This window comes from Streptomyces sp. NPDC001502 (assembly GCF_042894785.1).
GTDB classification, from domain to species: domain Bacteria; phylum Actinomycetota; class Actinomycetes; order Streptomycetales; family Streptomycetaceae; genus Streptomyces; species Streptomyces kutzneri.
Window position 1 is genome coordinate 325,934 of sequence record NZ_JBIAVW010000002.1, and the last position, 18,487, is coordinate 344,420.

The 18,487-nt window shown below is 73.3% G+C and carries 18 protein-coding genes; 8 read left to right on the forward strand and 10 right to left on the reverse strand.

Going from position 1 to position 18,487, the window contains the following annotated elements; translation table 11 throughout:
- The first annotated feature begins 210 nt into the window (after positions 1-210).
- Together ACFY0D_RS03890 and ACFY0D_RS03895 are read left to right on the forward strand one after the other, a co-directional pair.
- Positions 211-684, forward strand: a complete 474-nt coding sequence (locus tag ACFY0D_RS03890; RefSeq protein ID WP_390796801.1) for a MarR family winged helix-turn-helix transcriptional regulator — start codon at positions 211-213, stop codon at positions 682-684.
- A gap of 189 nt (positions 685-873) precedes the next feature.
- Positions 874-1,356 (forward strand): hypothetical protein, encoded by a 483-nt coding sequence (locus ACFY0D_RS03895; RefSeq protein ID WP_390796802.1) that lies wholly within the window; start codon positions 874-876, stop codon positions 1,354-1,356.
- Positions 1,357-1,402: 46 nt separating this feature from the next.
- Here the strand turns inward: ACFY0D_RS03895 and thpR are convergent, their stop codons facing one another.
- From thpR to ACFY0D_RS03935, 8 genes are all read right to left on the reverse strand, one after another.
- The gene (gene thpR, locus ACFY0D_RS03900; RefSeq protein ID WP_390796803.1) at positions 1,403-1,987 is read right to left on the reverse strand and encodes an RNA 2',3'-cyclic phosphodiesterase; all 585 of its coding nucleotides are present in this window, start codon (positions 1,985-1,987) and stop codon (positions 1,403-1,405) included.
- Between the two features lie 70 nt (positions 1,988-2,057).
- Positions 2,058-3,356: a VWA-like domain-containing protein gene (locus ACFY0D_RS03905; RefSeq protein ID WP_390796804.1), complete on the reverse strand. Its 1,299-nt coding sequence runs from the start codon at positions 3,354-3,356 to the stop codon at positions 2,058-2,060.
- Positions 3,353-4,618, reverse strand: coding sequence for an AAA family ATPase (locus ACFY0D_RS03910; protein WP_390796805.1), 1,266 nt, complete (start codon positions 4,616-4,618; stop codon positions 3,353-3,355). The genes ACFY0D_RS03905 and ACFY0D_RS03910 overlap by 4 nt, the downstream gene beginning before the upstream one ends.
- A gap of 110 nt (positions 4,619-4,728) precedes the next feature.
- Positions 4,729-6,156 carry a hypothetical protein gene (locus ACFY0D_RS03915; protein WP_390796806.1) on the reverse strand — a complete coding sequence of 476 codons (1,428 nt, stop codon included), beginning with the start codon at positions 6,154-6,156 and terminating at the stop codon, positions 4,729-4,731.
- Between the two features lie 76 nt (positions 6,157-6,232).
- Positions 6,233-7,594, reverse strand: coding sequence for an MFS transporter (locus ACFY0D_RS03920; protein ID WP_390796807.1), 1,362 nt, complete (start codon positions 7,592-7,594; stop codon positions 6,233-6,235).
- A gap of 462 nt (positions 7,595-8,056) precedes the next feature.
- Entirely contained in the window at positions 8,057-8,443 is a 387-nt protein-coding gene (locus ACFY0D_RS03925) for an ArsR/SmtB family transcription factor (RefSeq protein ID WP_390796808.1), read from the reverse strand.
- 95 nt (positions 8,444-8,538) lie between these two features.
- Positions 8,539-9,375 carry a CbtA family protein gene (locus tag ACFY0D_RS03930; protein WP_382535205.1) on the reverse strand — a complete coding sequence of 279 codons (837 nt, stop codon included), beginning with the start codon at positions 9,373-9,375 and terminating at the stop codon, positions 8,539-8,541.
- Between the two features lie 12 nt (positions 9,376-9,387).
- The gene (locus ACFY0D_RS03935) at positions 9,388-9,615 is read right to left on the reverse strand and encodes a CbtB-domain containing protein (RefSeq protein ID WP_030384356.1); all 228 of its coding nucleotides are present in this window, start codon (positions 9,613-9,615) and stop codon (positions 9,388-9,390) included.
- A gap of 365 nt (positions 9,616-9,980) precedes the next feature.
- Between ACFY0D_RS03935 and ACFY0D_RS03940 the strand changes: the two genes are divergently transcribed.
- The 3 genes from ACFY0D_RS03940 (at position 9,981) to ACFY0D_RS03950 (ending at position 12,335) form a co-directional block, all read left to right on the forward strand.
- Positions 9,981-11,207, forward strand: coding sequence for an MFS transporter (locus ACFY0D_RS03940; protein WP_390796809.1), 1,227 nt, complete (start codon positions 9,981-9,983; stop codon positions 11,205-11,207).
- Between the two features lie 53 nt (positions 11,208-11,260).
- Positions 11,261-11,896 (forward strand): alpha-ketoglutarate-dependent dioxygenase AlkB, encoded by a 636-nt coding sequence (locus ACFY0D_RS03945; RefSeq protein WP_390796810.1) that lies wholly within the window; start codon positions 11,261-11,263, stop codon positions 11,894-11,896.
- Positions 11,897-11,963: 67 nt separating this feature from the next.
- Positions 11,964-12,335, forward strand: a complete 372-nt coding sequence (locus ACFY0D_RS03950; protein WP_390796811.1) for a VOC family protein — start codon at positions 11,964-11,966, stop codon at positions 12,333-12,335.
- A 36-nt stretch (positions 12,336-12,371) separates the two neighbouring features.
- Here the strand turns inward: ACFY0D_RS03950 and ACFY0D_RS03955 are convergent, their stop codons facing one another.
- The gene (locus ACFY0D_RS03955) at positions 12,372-12,668 is read right to left on the reverse strand and encodes a YkvA family protein (RefSeq protein WP_390796812.1); all 297 of its coding nucleotides are present in this window, start codon (positions 12,666-12,668) and stop codon (positions 12,372-12,374) included.
- A gap of 55 nt (positions 12,669-12,723) precedes the next feature.
- Positions 12,724-13,188 carry a MarR family transcriptional regulator gene (locus ACFY0D_RS03960; RefSeq protein WP_351161226.1) on the reverse strand — a complete coding sequence of 155 codons (465 nt, stop codon included), beginning with the start codon at positions 13,186-13,188 and terminating at the stop codon, positions 12,724-12,726.
- Positions 13,189-13,311: 123 nt separating this feature from the next.
- Between ACFY0D_RS03960 and ACFY0D_RS03965 the strand changes: the two genes are divergently transcribed.
- The 3 genes from ACFY0D_RS03965 (at position 13,312) to ACFY0D_RS03975 (ending at position 18,484) form a co-directional block, all read left to right on the forward strand.
- Positions 13,312-13,875 (forward strand): DoxX family membrane protein, encoded by a 564-nt coding sequence (locus ACFY0D_RS03965; protein ID WP_390796813.1) that lies wholly within the window; start codon positions 13,312-13,314, stop codon positions 13,873-13,875.
- 168 nt (positions 13,876-14,043) lie between these two features.
- Positions 14,044-16,599, forward strand: coding sequence for a discoidin domain-containing protein (locus ACFY0D_RS03970; protein ID WP_390796814.1), 2,556 nt, complete (start codon positions 14,044-14,046; stop codon positions 16,597-16,599).
- Positions 16,600-16,669: 70 nt separating this feature from the next.
- Positions 16,670-18,484 (forward strand): glycoside hydrolase family 15 protein, encoded by a 1,815-nt coding sequence (locus tag ACFY0D_RS03975; RefSeq protein ID WP_390796815.1) that lies wholly within the window; start codon positions 16,670-16,672, stop codon positions 18,482-18,484.
- The last annotated feature ends 3 nt before the right edge of the window (positions 18,485-18,487 follow it).

Consider the following 18,487-nt stretch of genomic DNA (forward strand, 5'->3'; position numbering starts at 1 on the left):
CCGCCGAGTGACGACGTCGATGTAGACCAATCGCCTCGGGTGCAAGTAAGCTCAGCCCAGGTTTGCTTCACCTACCTCTTCGAGCCCGGAGCGCCGTGCGGTCCCGGAGCCGAAAGTGCTCCGTACCCGGCGCGCGGCGTGCCGTGGGCGACGTCGTCCGCGTGTCCCGGGCCGGAGGTGACATCCCCCTCCCCGGCGATTGGATGCGACGTGTACGACAGGGGGAGCGGGTCGTCGAGTCCCTCCGAGCAGACCGTCCATCTCCTGGCGGCGGCGGGCAAGGCCGTGGACGCCTTGATGACCGAGCGATTGCGTGCGGGCGGGTCGAGCCCCTTGCACCGGTCGGTTCTCACGACACTGGCCGAATGGGGGCCGCACGCCCGGCGCGACCTTGCCGCGCAGATGGACGTGCCACTGGCAGGCGTCTCGCGGGTGATCCGCGATCTCCTGGCGCAGGGCCTGGTGCAGGACATGGTCGTCAACATCGGTGGTCGCCACGAGGTGGTGACGCTCACCCCGAGCGGTACGGCGGCGCTGACCGCCATGCAGGACGACATGAACGCGGTGCAGGACGTCCTGCTGGGTTCCCTCACGAAGGGTGAGCGCACCCAGCTGCACTACCTGCTCCGGCGGGTGTGCGCGACGGCTGCCCGTCTCGGCCCGGTGAGCTCGGCTTCGTCCTGAGGCGCGCATGGGGTCGTGATCGATTGACGGTCCGGGCGAGGTGGTGACGAGGGGCTCTCCAGGGGACTCGTGCCGCACAGGTGTTCGTCCGCACGGTTCGGTCGTACGTCCTGCGGGCATGATTGCCGTCTGTTCGGGGGCCGACTGTCCAGAGGGGGGCGCCGGATGGCGTTCGGAAGCAGCATCGTCATGGACCAGCCGAGAACGATGTTCGCCCACGTGCTGAGTGTGCAGGGGGTCGCGGTGACGGTCACCCATCACCGGGTCCAGCCGCTTCCCATGCGGCCCCGGGAAGGCAGCGGCACGGGCGGAATCGTCTGCGCGGCATGCGGCGAGCAGTTCCTGGTGACCGTCCACAGCCGCGCCCGCACCACCGCCAGGCGAGTCCGCTACTTCGTCCTCGGCCTCATCGGCCTGGCCCTCGCCGCCTTGCTGCTCTGGCTGACCTTCGACGTCGGCATGCAGCCGGACGGCCCGGACCGCGGCGCGGACCCGGACATCGCTTCCTGGTACGGATACACCGGCATAGCCGGCGTCCTCCTCCCCATCTTCGGCCTGGGCTACCTCATCAACGCCCGCAAGTACGACGGCGTCGGCAAACTCCGCCGCATCGGTGAGGACGGCACCGCGTCCATCCGCACGGCAGGGCACAAACTGCTGCCGGGCACGTAGGAACACGTACCGCCGCCCCAGGGCTTGGGCGCAGCCTGTGCCGGGGTCAGCCGTCGCCTTCGAAAGGCCAGGACCGGATGTCGCGGTAGTGGATGGGGCCGGGGCCGCGGCCGGTGTTGCTCCCGACGAGGTGGAGGCGCCGGGCCTCCCACGGGCGGCCGGTGAACGCGTCGAGCCCGGTGGCGGCCTCCACCGCGCTGGTGGTGTCGTGGCGGCGGGAGCGCGCCAGCGTCAGATGCGGGCGCAGGGGCCGCCCGTGGAACGGGATGCCGCAGTCGGCGACCACGGCGCGCACCTCGGCGGCGAGCAGGTGCAGCCCATCGAGGTCTCCGTCGATCCCGGTCCACAGGACCCGCTCGTCGAAGTGCCCGCCGCCGCGCAGCGCGAGCCGCAGGGGCCGCCGGGCCGCGGCGAGCTCCGCGAGCGGCGGCCGCAGCAGTTCGACGGCGGTGACCGGGAGCTCGCCGAGGAAGGCCAGGGTGATGTGCCAGTCCTCGATGCGGTTCCAGCGCATGCGCGGGTAGGCGGCGTAGGCCGGACCCAGCCGCTGCTCCAGCTCTTCCTTCGCGTCGTCGGGCGGGGCCAGCGCTATGAACACGCGGACGGTCGCTGCCTGGGTCTTTTCGTTCACGAGGTCTTCGTATCCTGTTCGGGCACGTTCCGTCATCTTCTGCCCGGCGGGGTGCAGGCGCAGGTGCAGGTCAGTGGGCGCCGGGGGACCCGATGGTCACCACACGGGCCCAGGCGGGCGGGGAGTCCGGCACGTGGTCGGGGTCGTCCTCGTGCCAACGGCTCCGCCGATTCCGGTGGAAGAGGCCCACCACCGTGCGGCAGGGCGGTCGCGTGGCCGGCCAGGCCGTCTGCCCGTCCGTCAGCACCACGATCACGTCGGGCCGGGGTCCCGCGCCGAGGGCCTTGGCGAATCCCGTGCGCAGGTCCGTACCCCCGCCGCCCAGCAACGGGATGCCCTCACCGCTGCACAGCGGGTGCACGATCCGGGCCGCCGCGTCGCACGGCACCACGCTGACCATGTCGCTACGGCCGCCCACGGCACGGGCGATCGCGGCGACCTCCAGCAGCGCACTGCCCAGTTCGGCGTCGCTGACCGAACCCGAGGTGTCGATGACCACGCAGACCCGGGGCGGTCTGCGCCGCAGGCTCGGGAGTACGGCGCCGGGCACCGCGGCCGAGCGCCGGGAGGGCCGGGCGTAGCTGTAGTCCTCGCCCGCGCCCGCACCGGAGGCCGCCGACCGGACCGCCGCCCCCAGCAACTCCCGCCAGGGCTGCGGCGGGTGGAACGCCTCCTCCGCCCACCGCCGCCACCCCGCAGGCGTGCTTCCGGGACGGCCGGTGATCCCCTGCGCCACGCGGAACCGCACCGCGTCCTGCTCCTGAGCGCTGAGGCCGTGCGCGCCGTCCGGCCCCAGGTCCCAAGCGCGTTCCAGGCCGTCGGCGCCGCTGCCGCAGTCCAGCCAGGCCAGCTCCTGCGTCAGCGCTCCGAGCCTGAACTGCCGCAGGTAGTCCTCCATGAGCTCGCCCGGGGGCAGCCCCAAGTACTCCGGCGTCAGCGCCCCTTCGGGACGTACCAGTCCCTCGCCGTACGCGTCGTCGTTGATCTCGCAGTCTGCGGCGATGTTCATCCGCAGCCGTTCGCCCGGCCCGGTCAGTCCGCGTTCCCGGGCGACCCGGTCACCGCGCCCGTGGTGGTCGCGCAGCAGGTGGGACACCTCATGGACCCAGACCCCGGCGAGCTCCTCCACCGGTGTCCGGTCCACGAACCCCGGCGAGACGTAGCACCGCCAGTGGCGGTCGACGGCCATCGTCGGCACCTGCCGTGATTCCACGGTGTGCAGGGCGAACAGCGCCGTCGCCAGGTAGGGCCGGACCCGGGCGGCGTGCAGCCGGGCCGCGAAGAGCTTGTCGACGTCCAGCGCCCCGGCCCGCTCCGTCCCCGCCGGGTGCGCCACCGCCCGCCCTGTCCCTGTCACCGGTGCGTTCATCGGCCGACCCCCACGGGCTCCCCGGTCCGGGCCGCCGCCCGCTCCTGCGACAGGTCCGCCCGCCGGGACAGGGCCACCACTCCGGCGAGCCGCTCGATCGACTCCGGCACGTCCCAGTCCTCCTGGCGCAGCGTGGCGAGGGTCGTCGCGGGGACGACCACCAGGTCGGGGGCCCCGGTCTCCAGCGCCCGGACCAGGAGCGCCCACGCCGCGTCCCAGCGGGACCTGTCCGGGCGCCTGCGGACCGCCTCCACCACGCCGTCGAGCGTGGCCTGGCGCCGGTCCCCCCGCTCGGGCAGGTCGGCGCCCGCCGGGTCGGCGAGCAGCTCCTCGGGGTCCGGGAGGTCCATCCGGTCCAGAGCGGCCAGCAGCTCCAGCCCCGGACCGTCCCCCACCGTGCCTCTGACCAGCATGGAGAGCACTTCCCTGGAGGAGTCGGCCGCGTGCGCGAAGGCGAGCAGACGTACCGTCATGTCCCAGCTGCGGGGCGACGGCCACGCACCGCCCCGGCGGGTCTCGGTCGTGGGCAGCCGGTGTACGAGCGCGGGGCGGGCGGTGAGGAGCCCGCACACCGCCCGGCGGGCGTGGTCCACCGCCGCCGGCAGTCTCCCGGAGTCCAGGTGCGGCAGTGCCGCCCGGGGCCAGGTTCCGCCGAGCCCGCGGACCACCACGTCGTGGTCGTGGGTCCACTGGAGATGGACGAACCGGTTGGCCAGGGGCGGGCTCAGCTCCCAGCCGTCGGCCGCCGAGCCCCGCGGATTGGCGGCGGCCACGATCCGTACGCCGGGCGGCAGTTGGAGCGAGCCGATCCGGCGTTCGAGCACGAGGCGGAGCAGGGCGGCCTGGACGGCGGGCGGAGCCGTGGACAGCTCGTCCAGGAACAGCAGCCCGCGCCCGGCCCGTACGAGGCGAACGGCCCAGTCCGGCGGGGCCATCGGGACACCCTGTGCGGCGGGATCGTCCCCCACGATGGGCAGGCCGGAGAAGTCGGAGGGCTCGTGCACGCTGGCGATCACCGTGGTCAGGGGCAGGTCCAGGGTCTCGGCGAGCTGTGTCAGGGCCGCGGTCTTGCCGATGCCGGGCTCACCCCACAGGAGCACCGGCAGGTCGGCGGCCACGGCCAGGGTCAGGGCCGCCAGCTGGTCGTCGGCGCGCGGTTCGGTGGTGGTGTCGCGCAGCAGGGCCAGCAGCCGCTCGGCGACGTCGAGTTGGCCGAGCGGGGAGGGGGCGCCGATGGCTGTGAACGGGGTGTGCGAGGGCATGAGTGATCACCTGTGGGTTCGTGAGGAATGGGTGGTCCGGGGGACCGGGGGACCGGGGGACCGGGGGGAGCGAGGGAACGCAGGAGCGAGAGGGGCAGAGGGCCCCGGGGTCAGCGGGCGTGTGCCTGGCGCGGGTGGAGCCGGTGTTCGCGTGGGCGGGATGCTCGCGGGCTGTTCCGGCCGGGGCCGGGGCCGGCCAGGCCCGCCCGGAACAGCCCGTAGGTGAGCCGCCGCAGCGCGGCCGCTTCCAGTTCGTCCCGCAGGGCCCCGGCGCGCAGCAGGGCGTCGGGGCCGAGCAGCCCTTCCACCACGGCCAGAGCCCCGGCGATGTCGCCGTGGTCGAGGCGTTCGCGGACCCCGGTGAGGCAGTCCGGCCGACGGTGCGCCGCGTCGATGGCCTGCAGGCAGGGCAGCGGCGTGCCGGTCAGTGCGGCCAGCAGCTCCTCCCGGCGGATCTCGGCCGGGTCGTGGTCCAGTGCGGCCAGCACCCCGTCGACCAGGCCGATACGGTGCCGGGCGCCCCGGCACTCGACGAGGCGGGGCTGCCCCGCACGGTCGGCGTCCGTGGCCCGGGCCGGTCCGGCCGGGCCACGGTCCGGTACCAGTGCCGAGGCGACCAGCGGGTGCAGCCGCCCGGCCTCGATGGACCCGGAGCGGATCAGGTCCAGGTCGGGCAGGGTCCAGACCGCCGCGTCGGGCAGGATCGGCAGCGCCGAGGCGCTGCCGTCGGCGGGCGTCGCCCCGATCCGCGCGACGGGCGGCCCCGGGCCGTCCGCGGCCAGGTCCAGCACCAGCCGGTGCCGGGCCCCCAGCCGTACGGCGACGCCGCCGGTGGTCCGGCCCTCGGCGCGGAGCAGGATCCCGGCCTCGGCGGCCCACCTGCCGACGGCGCACCGGTGCCCGTGCGGGAGCGCCGCCAGGAGCTCGGCGTCCGGTGCGGGAAGGCCCTCGGCGGGCGGCCGGTCGGCCCCGGACCGGACCCGCAGTTCGCCCGCCCTGCGGGCGTCCCACAGGTGGCGGTGCAGGTCGAGGCGGAACCGGCGGTCGGGACGGAGCCCGCGGCGCGGGTCCCCCCAAGGGCCGTGCCCGGAGCGGGATCCGTCCCACAGGGCGAGGCTGATCCGCTGACCGCCGTCCGCCCAGGCCGGCGGAGTCCTGGCCACGAGGTGTACGGGGTCTGCGGGGTGCGCGGCATGCGGTTCGCCGCGCGCGGCCGTGTCGTACCGGGCCAGGGAAACGGTCAGCCCGGGGCGCAGCAGCCCGTCGGGAGCGATGCGCGGCATGTGCCAGCGCAACAGGTCGGGTGCCAGGTGGCGGAGGTCGGCCCGGATCCGGGCCGCGAGGTCGTGGCCGCGCGAGCGCGCCAGAAGACGGAGATCGAGATCGACGTCGATGCCCGCGGCGGCGCAGGCCCCGGCCCAGTCCCCGGCGGAGCGGCGGGCGGTCGCAGTCTCGATCATGGACGCCGGCACGGCGTACTCGCGTACGCGGAGCCAGAGGGAGAGGCGGGAATCCCCGTGCACGTTCTCGGTGGGCATCAGCGCTCACCTTGCGTGGACGGGACCCCCGATCTGTGAACGGAGTGAGTGGTCATCGCGGTGATCGTAGCGCTGCTCAGTACGACCGGCCAGGTGTTTTCCCGGGCCAGCGGTGGTGGTGCCGGTCGATGACGTAGTGGTGCCCGTGCCGCCAACCGCCCGTGGCCGGGCGGGCGTCGGCGAGGTGCGGGTGACCGGGCGGGAGGTCCGGGTGCACGTGGTCCAGCCGGTACGGGTCCCGGGCCGGCCAGATCGCCGCCGCGGCCGTAGCGGCGCTCAGCGCCACGGCGCCCAGGACCAGGACGGTCAGCGGCAGTCCCGTCACCGCGGCGAGCCACCCGGCCAGCGGGTAGGTGAGCAGCCAGCAGCCGTGGGAGAGGGAGAAGCGGGCGGCGAACGCGGCGGGCAGGTCGGCGTCGGCGGTGGAGCGGCGGATCACCCGGCCCCCCGGAGTCAGGACGGCGGAACAGGCGGCGCCGATCGCGGCCCAGACGGCCAGGAGCGCGGGCCAGGACCACGCGTGCGGGCCGGTCGCGCCGATCGCGGCCCCGGCCGCCAGGGCCACCGGGAGGGTGAAGGCGGCACGGAGCATCACCGCGCGGTCGGTGGAGCGTTGCAGGAGCCGGGGCAGGAGCAGCGCGGTCAGCATGGACCCGGCGCCGTACGCCCCGAGGGCGAGCGGGACGGCGCCCGCCGGGCGGTCGAGGTGGCCGCGCACCAGGGAGACGGTGTCGACGAGGACGACGGCTCCGGCGGCGGCGACCGCGAGGTCGAGTGCGAGCAGGGCCCGCAGCCGGGGCGTGGCCCGGAAGAGGTGGGTGCCGAAGACGGCCCGGGTACGGACGCCGCCGGTCCGCTCGACCGGGGCGGGTCCGGGCAGCGCCGTGGCGACGATGAGCGCGGCGGAGGCGAGGAAGCCGACGGCCGTGCCGGCGAACAGCCAGTCGTAGGAGACCAGGCTCAGCAGTGCCGTGGCCAGGACCGGACTGAACAGGCTCTCCAGGTCGTAGGCGAGCCGGGTCAGCGACAGGGCCCGGGTGTAGTCGCGTTCGGCGGGCAGGATCGCGGGGACGGTGGCCTGGAAGGTCGGGGTGAAGGCCGCCGACGCCGCTTGGAGCAGGAAGATCAGGACGTGGATCTGCCAGATCTCGGTGACGAACGGAAGGGCCACGGCCGCACCGGCGCGGGTCAGGTCCATGGAGGTCATCAGGGCCCGGCGGGGAATCCGGTCGGCGATCGCGCCGATCACCGGGGCGATGGTGACGTAGGCGATCATCTTGATCGCGAGGGCGGTGCCGAGGACCGCCGAGGCGCGCTCGCCCGCGAGTTCGTAGGCGAGCAGGCTCAGTGCGACGGTGGCCAGGCCGGTTCCGGCCAGGGCGATGACCTGGGCGGTGAACAGGCGGCGATAGCGGGTGTTGCGCAGTACGGACAGCACGGTCCCCGTCCCGGTCGGCGGATCGATGACGGCACGTCGGATTCGGTCGGATCCAGCGTAGTCAACATGTGCGCACCTGTGCACCTGTTGTGCGCCGTTCCGGGCGGGCCGCGGGTCGCGGGCCGCGGGCCGGGCCCGGCGGTGAGGAAGGCGGTCGCCGCCGGGGTGCGGCCGCTCCGGCTCCACACGGCGTACTCGACGCGGGCCGGGCGCCGGTCACCTCGACGGTCGCCACGCGGGTGACCCGGGGCGCGTAGGCGGAGGGGAGCAAGGGGGAGGGTCGCGGTGCGCGGCACGCTGAACCGTCCTGCTCGGCCAGGCGCTCGGCCCGGTCCAACTCGGAGGGTTCGGGCTCGCGCTCGCCGCGATCGTGGCGGGACAGCTTCCGGCGCCAGGCCGCCCGCCAGGCCGCCCGCCAGGCCGCCCGCCTGGTCGCCCGGCCGACCCCGGCCTGCCTGGTGTTCAGTCGTGCGGCGGGAGCGAACCGAGCTGGTGGTCGGCGACGTTCAGGGCCTCGTCCACCAGCCGCCGCAGATGCCCGTGACCCAGCGCGTAGACGACCCGGCGGCCGTCCTTGCGGGTGGTGACCAGCCCGGCCAGACGGAGCTTGGCGAGGTGCTGGCTGACGGAGGGTCGGGCGGCCCCGCACGCCTCGGTGAGGGTGGTGACATCGGCCTCGCCCCGGCCGAGGCGTTCCATGAGCGCCAAGCGGGTCCGGTCGGCGAGCAGGGCGAGCACGGACGCGGCGGCCTCCAGCCGGTCGCCCCGCTCAGGCGTGCCCGGCGTGCCCGGTGGGCCCGGCGCGATCTGCGCACCGTGTGCACCTGCCGGATGTCTGCCTGCACTCATGCGCACATCGTAGGGCGCCGCTGCGCGCCTGTGCCCGGGCCCCGCCACCCCCACAAGGGGTCGGCGGGGCCCGGGCACAGGCGGCGCGCTCGGTATCAGCCGAGCGCGGGCGCCTCCTGCTGAGCCGGAGCCGTCACTTCCGCGCCGTCGGCGCGCGCGGCGAGGAGCCGCTGGGCGAGGACGCCGAAGACGACGGCGAACACGGCCCACAGGACGAGCTGGACGGCCAGCGAGGCGACCCGGAACTCCCACAGCAGAGCCGCGGGGAAACCGGGCTGGACGGCGTCGCTGTTGTCCGGCAGGAACACGAACGCCAGGGCGGCGGCGACGATGAAGCCGGCACCCGCGGTCAGCGTCGCGTTCCAGTTGCCCAGGCGCGGTGCCAGCCGCCGCCCGAGGATGATCGCGCCGATGCCCAGCAGCACGCTGAGCAGGATCATCAGGAAGAACAGCGTGGTGCGCTGACCGATCGTGTCCGGGTTGCCGACCGCCGGCGGGGTGGCCGGGTACTTCAGGAACGGCACCAGGTAGACCGTGGCGAAGGCACCCGCCGCGGTGAGTGCCGCCGTGGCCCGCGGGCTGAACCCGCCGACGCGGCCGAGGGCGAACGAGAACGCGAGCGAGGCGATGCCGCCCAGCGCGACCCCGTAGACCAGGACCCCGGTGGCCAGGCCGAAGGTCGACTGAACCGGTCGGCTGACCAGCTCTTCCTCCTCCTCGGCGGCCTCGCCCGACGCGGCGTCACCGCCGTGCCCGGCGTGCGCGCTCGGGGCGCTCGCGGCGTCCTGGGCGGCCTGGGCCTCTTCCACGGCGATGGAACCCCGTACCGGCGGCTCACCGACCACGTAGGCGACCGCGAAGGCGAACAGCCCCGCGATCAGGCCCGCGAGCATGCCGCGGACCAGCAGTCCTCTGACAGTTGAGGCGTACATGTGCGTGGCCTCTCAGTGGCAGGGGAAGCCGAGCAGATGACGACCGTCGTGCACCCACTCGTGCACGCCTTCACCGGCGAACACGGCCGTGGCGCCCTGTTCGGCGCCGACGAAGTACAGGGCGACGAGCATCAGGAGACCGACGAAGAGCGCCCAGGGCAGCACCGCGCGCACAGGCAGCGGAGCCGACAGGGAGCCGGCGGGGGTGGATATGGCAGCGGAAGCGACAGCCTCGGCCATGATGGAACCTCCTCGGGGAACAACGCGTCCCATACGGTGGTGCAGGACGACGGTCCTCGGGTCTGACTCGCCGCGACGCCATCGTGGGGATGCCGCCGCAGCACACAGTGGCGCGACCATGCCGGATTCACACCGGGCTTCCGTCTCGCCGTCGTCGCTATGTGGAAATGTCGCCGTGACGGTACCGTGCGCAGCGCCTGCGGCCAAGACCGTGAGTCCCTGATCACACGCCTACGCTGCGGTAATGCGGATCCGGCGCGGCCCGCGGGACCCGAAGAGTCCATCAACTGGGCCTGCAGACTGCTAGAATGACCGCGTTGGCCTTCGGCGTGCGTGCCCCGTGCATGTGTCCGGAGGCTTTTTTCATGCCTTCACACCGGTCCACCACCAGCCCTGCCCTGCCTCCGGCCACCGCCGCCACCGGCTACCGCGCCCTGCTCCGCAACAAGGAGTTCAGCGGCCTGTACATCGGCTTCACCCTCACCGCCGCCGCAAGCACTTTGTCCGGCTTCGCGCTCGGCACACTGGTCAACCACCGGACCGGTTCCCCGTTCCTGACGGCCGTGAGCATGTACGGCGCCACGTTCGCGACGGTGCTCGGCGCCCTGACGCTGATGTCCGTCGCGGACGGGAAACGGCCCCGCCGGACCCTCCTCCTGCTCCAACTCGTCTCGCTGGTGGGCGTCGCCGCCCAGGCGGTCCCGGGGCTGCCGATCGCGGCCCGGTTCGCCCTGCTGCTGACGCTCGGCTTCTTCCAGTCCCTCGGCACCGGCACCCGGCTGGGGCTGCTCGCCGAGGTCGTGCCCGCCTCCGCCTACGCGCCCGCCCGTTCGCTGCTGAACATCACCTCGGGCGGCACGGTGATCACCGGCTACGCCGTCGGCGCCGTACTGCTGCGCCACCTGGGCCCGTACGGGGTCTTCGCCGTCGCCGCGGCCCTGACCGCCCTCGGGGCGGCCGTGGTGGCCGCCACCGTCCGGGAGCACTCGATCCGGCTCACCCGCCGGCCCGGGCTGCGCCGGACCTGGACGGCGAACGCCGAGCTGTTCGCCCACCCCGGCCGCCGGACGCTGCTGCTGAACCTGTGGGTCCCGAACGGCCTGATCGTCGGCTGCGAAGCCCTGTTCCTGTCCTACGATCCCGGCCGGGCGGGCACCTTCCTCGCCGCCGCTTCGGCGGGCATGCTCCTCGGGGACCTGACCGTCGGCCGGCTGCTCACCGCCGACCGGCGACGCCGCCTCGCCTTCGCCCTGCGGCTGCTGCTCGCCGCCCCCTTCCTGCTGTTCGCCGTCCACCCGCCCGTCCCGGTCGCGGCCGTGGCGGTGTTCCTCGCCGGCATCGGCTTCGCGGCCACCCTGCCCCTCCAGGAGCAGCTCCTCGAACAGACCCCCGAGGCCGTCCGCGGCCAGGTCCAGGGAGTCGAGTCGGCCGGCCGGATGACCTGGCAGGGCATCGGCGCCGCCATCGCCGGGGGCCTGGCCCAGTACGTCGCCCCGGGCACCGCGATCGCCGTCGTCGCCGGGGTCTCCGTGACCGTCACCCTGCTGTGCCGGCCGTCGCGCCGTACGGGGCCGGGCGTGGTGCAGGGCTGAGCCGAGGCGCGTTATTCGAGCGCATGTTCGGTTAATGGGGTTAGGGTGGATCCATGCACGCAGTCCAGGGCCTTCAGGGTTCCCTCTTCGACCAGGGCGACGAGATCCGGCTGGGGCCCCTCGGCGGCATGCGGCGGACCGACCTCGGGGCGGGGGCCTGGGTCGATCACCTGCCCGGCTGGCTGAGCGGCGCCGACGCGCTCTTCGAGCGGCTGGCCGCCGACGTGCCGTGGCACGCCGAGCGGCGGCAGATGTACGAGCGGGAGGTGGACGTGCCCCGGCTGCTCGCCTTCTACGCCGCGGACGAGCCCCTGCCCCACGCCTCGCTCACAGAGGCCCGCGAAGTGCTGACCGGCCACTACGCCGGTGAGCTCGGTGAGCCCTTCACCACCGCGGGCCTTTGCCTGTACCGCGACGGCCGCGACAGCGTCGCCTGGCACGGCGACCGGACCGGCCGCTCCCGGACCGAGGACACCATGGTGGCCATCGTCTCCGTAGGCGACCCGCGCGATCTCGCCTTCCGCCCCCGCGACGGTGGTGCCACCCTGCTGCGACTGCCCCTGGGGCACGGCGACCTCGTGGTCATGGGCGGCTCCTGCCAGCGGACCATGGAGCACGCCGTACCCAAGTCGGCGCGGGCCGTCGGCCCTCGCATCAGCGTCCAGTTCCGGCCCCACGACGTCCGCTGACCTCCCGCTTCCCGCCCGCCGCCGCCCGCGGTTGCGGCCCGGTACGGGGGCGTTCACGCTGGTGCGCATGGATCTGGGCGCATTCTCCGTGAGTCTGTCCGTGCGCGACCTCGACGCCTCCAAGGCGTTCTACGAGAACCTCGGATTCGCCGTCTTCGGCGGGGACCCCGCCCAGAACTGGCTGATCCTCAAGAACGGCGACGTCGTGATCGGGCTGTTCGTCGGCATGTTCGAGAAGAACATGCTGACCTTCAATCCGGGCTGGGACAGCAGCGCGAACGCGCTCGACTCGTTCACCGACATCCGCGACACGCAGCGGCAGCTGAAGGCGCGGGGCGTGGCGTTCCTGACAGAGGTCGACGAGTCGGGCTCGGGCCCGGGCAGCTTCCTCGTCGTCGACCCGGACGGGAATCCGGTCCTCTTCGACCAGCACGTCTGACGGGCACGTCTGGCCGGCACGTCTGACCCGGACGGCTCAGGCGGCGGTGCCGGGCCCCTTCGGGGAGCGGACGGCACCGGCCGCCGCGTGCAGCGAGCGCAGCGCCAGCAGCAGGATCCCGATGTCGTCCAGGTACACCGGGTCCGGAATCAGGTCCACGGGTGAGACGGTGTAGATCACCGCGGCCCAGAACAGGGCCTTGTCGTGCAGCGGGATCCCCGCGTCGACCAGCAGCCGCCGGGCCGCGAAGACCCGTACGAGCAGCACGGCCGCGGCGATCGCGAGCCCCACCGCGACCACCGTGCCCAGGGCGAGCCAGACCTTTCCGTCCATGGCGGCCCTATACCCCGATATCGGGCCGCGATACCCCGCGGGCGGCCGGATCCATTCAGGCGCCCTCTCCGCGCAGCCTGCGGCCGACCTCGCCCAGCCCGTCGGCGAGCGCGTCGAGCTGGGCGGGGGTGAGGACGTCGACGAGGATTTCCCGGACCGTCGCCACGTGCCCGGGGGCGGCCTCCTCCAGCTTGGCGCTGCCGGCGTCCGTGAGGACGGCGAAGACGCCGCGCACGTCGGAGGGGCAGCTGCGGCGGCGGACCAGGCCGGCCTTCTCCATCTGGGTGACCTGGTAGGTCAGCCCGCTCTTGGAGTTGATCAGCCCGTTGGCGAGCTCGGTCATCCGCAGCTCGCGCCCCGGCGCCGCGGCGAGCCGTACGAGGATCTCGTACTGGGGGTGCGAGAGCCCGGCCTCGTCCTTGAGCTGTTGGTCGAGACGGCGGTTCACCAGGGCCGATGCGGCGAGGAACCCGCTCCAGGCGCGCATCTCGCGGTCGTCCAGCCATCTCGGTTCAGCCATCGCTCCAGACTACACGGGTTGTTCCAATTTGAATCAATGGTTAGGGTCGGGGTCTAGCGGTTCGAATTTGAACAACTCTCTCCTGCCTCCCCACCGGGCCGCCCGACCGGAAGGACCCCCCCGATGACCAGCCCCTCCGTCACCGCGACGAAGCCGCAGGCCGCCGCACCGGCCGCACGCCCCGAGCCCTCCGCCCTCTCCATCCCGAGCCACGACACCGGCCTGCTCCTCCTGCGCCTGGTCCTCGGCCTGACCATGGCGGCGCACGGCTCGCAGAAGCTCTTCGGCTGGTTCGGGGGCGGCGGCATCAGCGGCACCGGCCAGTTCTTCACCGCCAGCGGCTACCCCGCAGGCGACGCCATGGCGGTCCTCGCCGGCCTCACCGAGACCCTCGGCGGGCTCGGCCTCGCCCTCGGACTGCTCACCCCGCTCGCCGGGGCCGCCATCGTCGGCACCCTGATCAACGCGATCGCGGTCCACGGCGCCGGCGCCTTCTTCGCCCCTAAGGGCATCGAGTACGAGCTGCTGCTGACCGCGGGCGCCGCGGCCCTCGCCCTCACCGGTCCCGGACGGTACGCCGCCGACCGCTTCCTGCCCGTCCTGCGGAACCACCGCCTCGCGCACGGCGCCCTCGCCGTCACCCTCGGCGTGGTCCTCGCCGCCGTCCTGCTCCTCGTACGCGACTAGCAGGGCCCGCAAGCCGGTGGACGCCGGGTGGGCCGCCATGGCCCGCCCGGCGTCGGCGTATTCCGACCGGCCATACGGATTTGCGCCAACTCTCTTTGACTTCAGGCAAGTTATTGCTGTGCTCACCTATGTTCTACGGGGCACATCAGTTCGCCCCAGGAGGTCAGATTGCAGTCCAGGCGCTTCCTCGCCCTTCACCGCGCGATACGCCGTTCCCACCTGCTCATCGCTCTCGGCCTCGGCTCCCTGCTGATCGGTCTGACCCCGTGGTTCGTGGTCACGAGCACCGCAGCGGCCGGCCGTGCACCGGCGCCCCGTCCCGCGCCCGTGCCCTTCGACCAGCAGACGGCGAAACAGTCGCCGCACCACGGCATCGTCCCCGCGAACGCGATGGAGCCGACGGCTCCGATCCTCGACCGGACCGGATGGACGGCCACGGCGAGCGACCAGGAGACGGGCGCCGAGAACGGCCGCGCGGCCAACGTCCTCGACGGGAACACCGCCACCATCTGGCACAGCAAGTACGCCCCCACCCCCACCCCGCTGCCGCACGTCATCACGGTCGACATGCACCGCACGGCGGTCGTCTCCGCCCTCGTCTACCGTCCCCGCACCGACGGGCCCAACGGCCGCGTCGGTGAGTACAGCATCAGCCTCAGCAGCGACGGACTGAACTGGGCGACCCCGGTCGCCACCGGCACGCTCGCGGACGACGTCAGCCCCAAGACCCTCGGATTCGCCCCCCAGGGCGCCCGGTTCGTCCGGCTCACCGCGCTCAGTGAGGCGGGCGGCCGCGGACCCTGGTCCTCCGCCGCCGAGATCGACCTGCTGGGCGACCCGGGCACCCCTGCGGCCACCATCGACCTGTCCCGCGCCGGATGGACGGCCACGGCGAGCGACGAGGAGACGGGCGCCGAGAACGGCCGCGCGGCCAACGTCCTCGACGGCAAGGACAACACCCTCTGGCACAGCAAGTACGCCCCCACCCCCACCCCGCTGCCGCACAGCATCACCATCGACATGCACCGCACCGAGGTCGTCTCCGCCCTCGTCTACCATCCCCGCTCCACCGGGCCCAACGGGCGCGTGGGTGCCTACTCCATCGCCACCAGCACCGACGGCGTCACCTTCGGCACACCGGTGGCCTCCGGCACCTGGCGGGACGACGACACCGTCAAGACCGCCACCTTCACCCGCGCCGCATCGGCCCGCTTCGTCCGGCTGACCGCGACCAGCGAGGCCGGCGGCCGCGGAGTGTGGACCTCCGCCGGTGAGATCCGCCTGAGCGGCCCGTCAAGCCCGGCCGTCCACGGCTCCTGGGGCCGGATCACCGGCTTCCCGCTGGTGCCGGTGGCCACCGCCGCCCTGCCCGGCGACAAGCTGCTGGCCTGGTCCGCGTACGCCGTCGACCGCTTCGGCGGCAGCAACGGCTACACGCAGACCGCGATCCTGGACCTGAAGACGGGCAAGGTCACCCAGCGCCGCATCGACAACACCGGACACGACATGTTCTGTCCCGGCATAGCCATGCTCGCCGACGGCCGGGTGCTGGTCACCGGCGGCAGCAACGCGGAGAAGGCGAGCATCTACGACCCGGCCACCGACAACTGGTCCGCCACCACGAGCATGAACATCGCCCGCGGCTACCAGGCCATGACCCTGCTCTCCACCGGCGAGGCCTTCGTCCTCGGCGGATCCTGGAGCGGATCCACGGGCACCGACAAGGCCGGAGAAGTCTGGTCCCCGGACACCAGCACCTGGCGCAGCCTGCCCGGCGTCCCCGCCGCCCCGGCGCTCACGGCCGACCCGGCCGGACCCTACCGCGCCGACAACCACATGTGGCTGCACGCCACTTCGGGCGGCAAGGTACTGCAACTGGGCCCGAGCAAGCAGATGAACTGGATCTCCACCAGCGGGCAGGGCGGCATCACATCCGCCGGCACCCGGGCCGACAGCCAGGACGCCATGACCGGCAACGCCGTCGCCTACGACATCGGCAAACTGCTCACCCTGGGCGGCTCGCCCGCCTACCAGGACACCCCGGCCACCCAGCGCGCCTACACCGTGGGCATCTCGGGCAGCCAGGTCCAGGCCGCCCGCACGGGTGACATGGAACATGCCCGCGCCTTCAGCAACAGCGTGGTCCTGCCCGACGGCAAGGTGGCCGTCTTCGGCGGTCAGGCCTATCCGGTGCCCTTCAGCGACGCCACCTCCGTCCTGACCCCCGAACTGTGGGACCCGGCGACCGGCGCCTTCACCCCGCTCGCCACCATGGCCGTTCCGCGCAACTACCACAGCGTGGCCAACCTGCTGCCCGACGGACGGATCTTCTCCGGCGGCGGCGGTCTGTGCGGCGACTGCGCGACCAACCACGCCGACGGGGCGATCTTCACCCCGCCCTACCTGCTCAACGCGGACGGAACCCCGAAGCCGCGTCCCGCCATCACCGCGGGCGTGCCCCCCAGGGCGGCCCCCGGCGCCTCGCTCACGGTGAGCACCCAGGGCTCGGTGGCGTCCTTCGTCCTGATGCGGGCCGCCGCCGCGACCCACTCCACCGACAACGACCAGCGCCGGGTTCCCGTGGTGTCCACCGCGGCGGGAGGCGGCACCTACACGGTGGCGATACCCGCCGACACCGGTGTGGTGCTGCCGGGGACCTACATGCTCTTCGCCCTCGACGCCCAGGGCGTACCGAGCATCGGTCAGTTCGTCACGATCTCCTGACCCCGACCTCATGAGCGGTGTCCGGGGCCTGAGCTGATTGGCCCCGGACATTCAGGGGAATAGCGCACAAATGACACAACCCATCGAAGACTACGCACTCATCGGCGACCTGATGACCAGCGCACTGGTCGGCCGCGACGGGTCCATCGACTGGCTGTGCCTGCCGCGCTTCGACTCGGCGGCCTGCTTCGCCAAACTCCTCGGCGACGAGGAGAACGGCCACTGGCGCATCGCGCCCCTCGACGCCGCCGTCGGCGAGCCCTGCACCCGCCGCGCCTACGTCGACGGCTCGCTGATCCTGGAATCGTACTGGGAGACCGAAACCGGGACCGTCAAGGTCACCGACTTCATGCCCCAGCGCGAGGTCGCCCCCGACTTCATGCCCCAGCACGAGGCCACCCCCGACGTCATCCGCATCGTCGAGGGCATCAGCGGCACGGTCAGGATGCGCAGCACCCTGCGCCTGCGCTTCGACTACGGCCACGTCGTGCCCTGGGTGCGCCGCAGCAACGGCGACCGGGTCGCCATCGCCGGGCCCGACTCCGCCTGGTTCCGCAGCGAACCCCCGGTCCGCACCTGGGGCGAGGCGAACAGCACCCGCTCCCAGTTCCCGGTCACCGCCGGCCGGCGCGTCGCCTTCGTCCTGACCTGGCACCCCTCGCACCGGCCGCGCCCCGAGCCCTGCGAGCCCTTCGGCGCGCTGGAGCAGAGCCTCGCCGACTGGCGGGAATGGACCGCGCAATGCCGCTACGAGGGCCCCTACCAAGAGGCGGTCACCCGCTCCCTGATCACCCTCAAGGCCCTCACCTACGCCCCGACCGGCGGCATCGCCGCCGCGGCCACCACCTCCCTCCCCGAAGAGCTCGGCGGCGTCCGCAACTGGGACTACCGCTACTGCTGGCTCCGGGACTCCACCCTCACCCTCGGCTCACTCCTGTCCACCGGCTTCCTCGACGAGGCCCGCGCCTGGCGCGAGTGGCTGCTGCGCGCGGTCGCGGGAGACCCCGCCGACCTCCAGATCATGTACGGGATCGCCGGCGAGCGGCGGATCCCCGAGACCGAACTGCCCTGGCTGCGCGGCTACGCCTCCTCCGCCCCGGTCCGCGTCGGCAACGCCGCCGTCGACCAGCTCCAGCTGGACGTGTACGGGGAGGTCATCGACTCCCTCTACCTGGCCCGGTCCGCCGGCCTGCCCTCCGAACGCCACGCCTGGCGGATCCAGCTCGCGCTGCTCGACTTCCTCGAACACAACTGGCACCGGCCCGACGAGGGCCTGTGGGAGGTCCGCGGCCCCCGCCGCCACTTCGTGCACTCCAAGGTGATGGCATGGGTCGCGGCCGACCGGGCCGTACGCACCCTGGAGGGCGACCCCTCCCTGGACGGCGACGTGGAACGCTGGCGGGCCATGCGCGACGAAGTGCACCGCGACGTGTGCGCCAACGGCTACGACCCCGAACGGGGCACCTTCACCCAGTACTACGGCTCCGCCGAACTCGACGCGGCGACCCTGCTCATCCCCAGGGTCGGATTCCTGCCGCCCGACGACCCGCGGGTCGTCGGCACCGTCGACGCCGTGCGCGCCGAACTCGGCAGCAGCGGACTGGTCCGCCGCTACAGCACCGCGGGCTCCACCGTCGACGGGCTGCCCGGGGACGAAGGCGCCTTCCTGGCCTGCTCGTTCTGGCTGACCGACGCCCTGCACATGACGGGCCGGCGGGAGGAGGCCCGCACCCTGTTCGAGCGGCTGCTGTCCGTACGCAACGACGTGGGCCTGCTCGCGGAGGAGTACGACCCCCTCGCCGGACGCCAACTCGGCAACTTCCCGCAGGCGTTCAGCCACGTCGGCCTGGTGAACTCCGCGCTCACCCTGGCGAGCCCGGCCTGACCG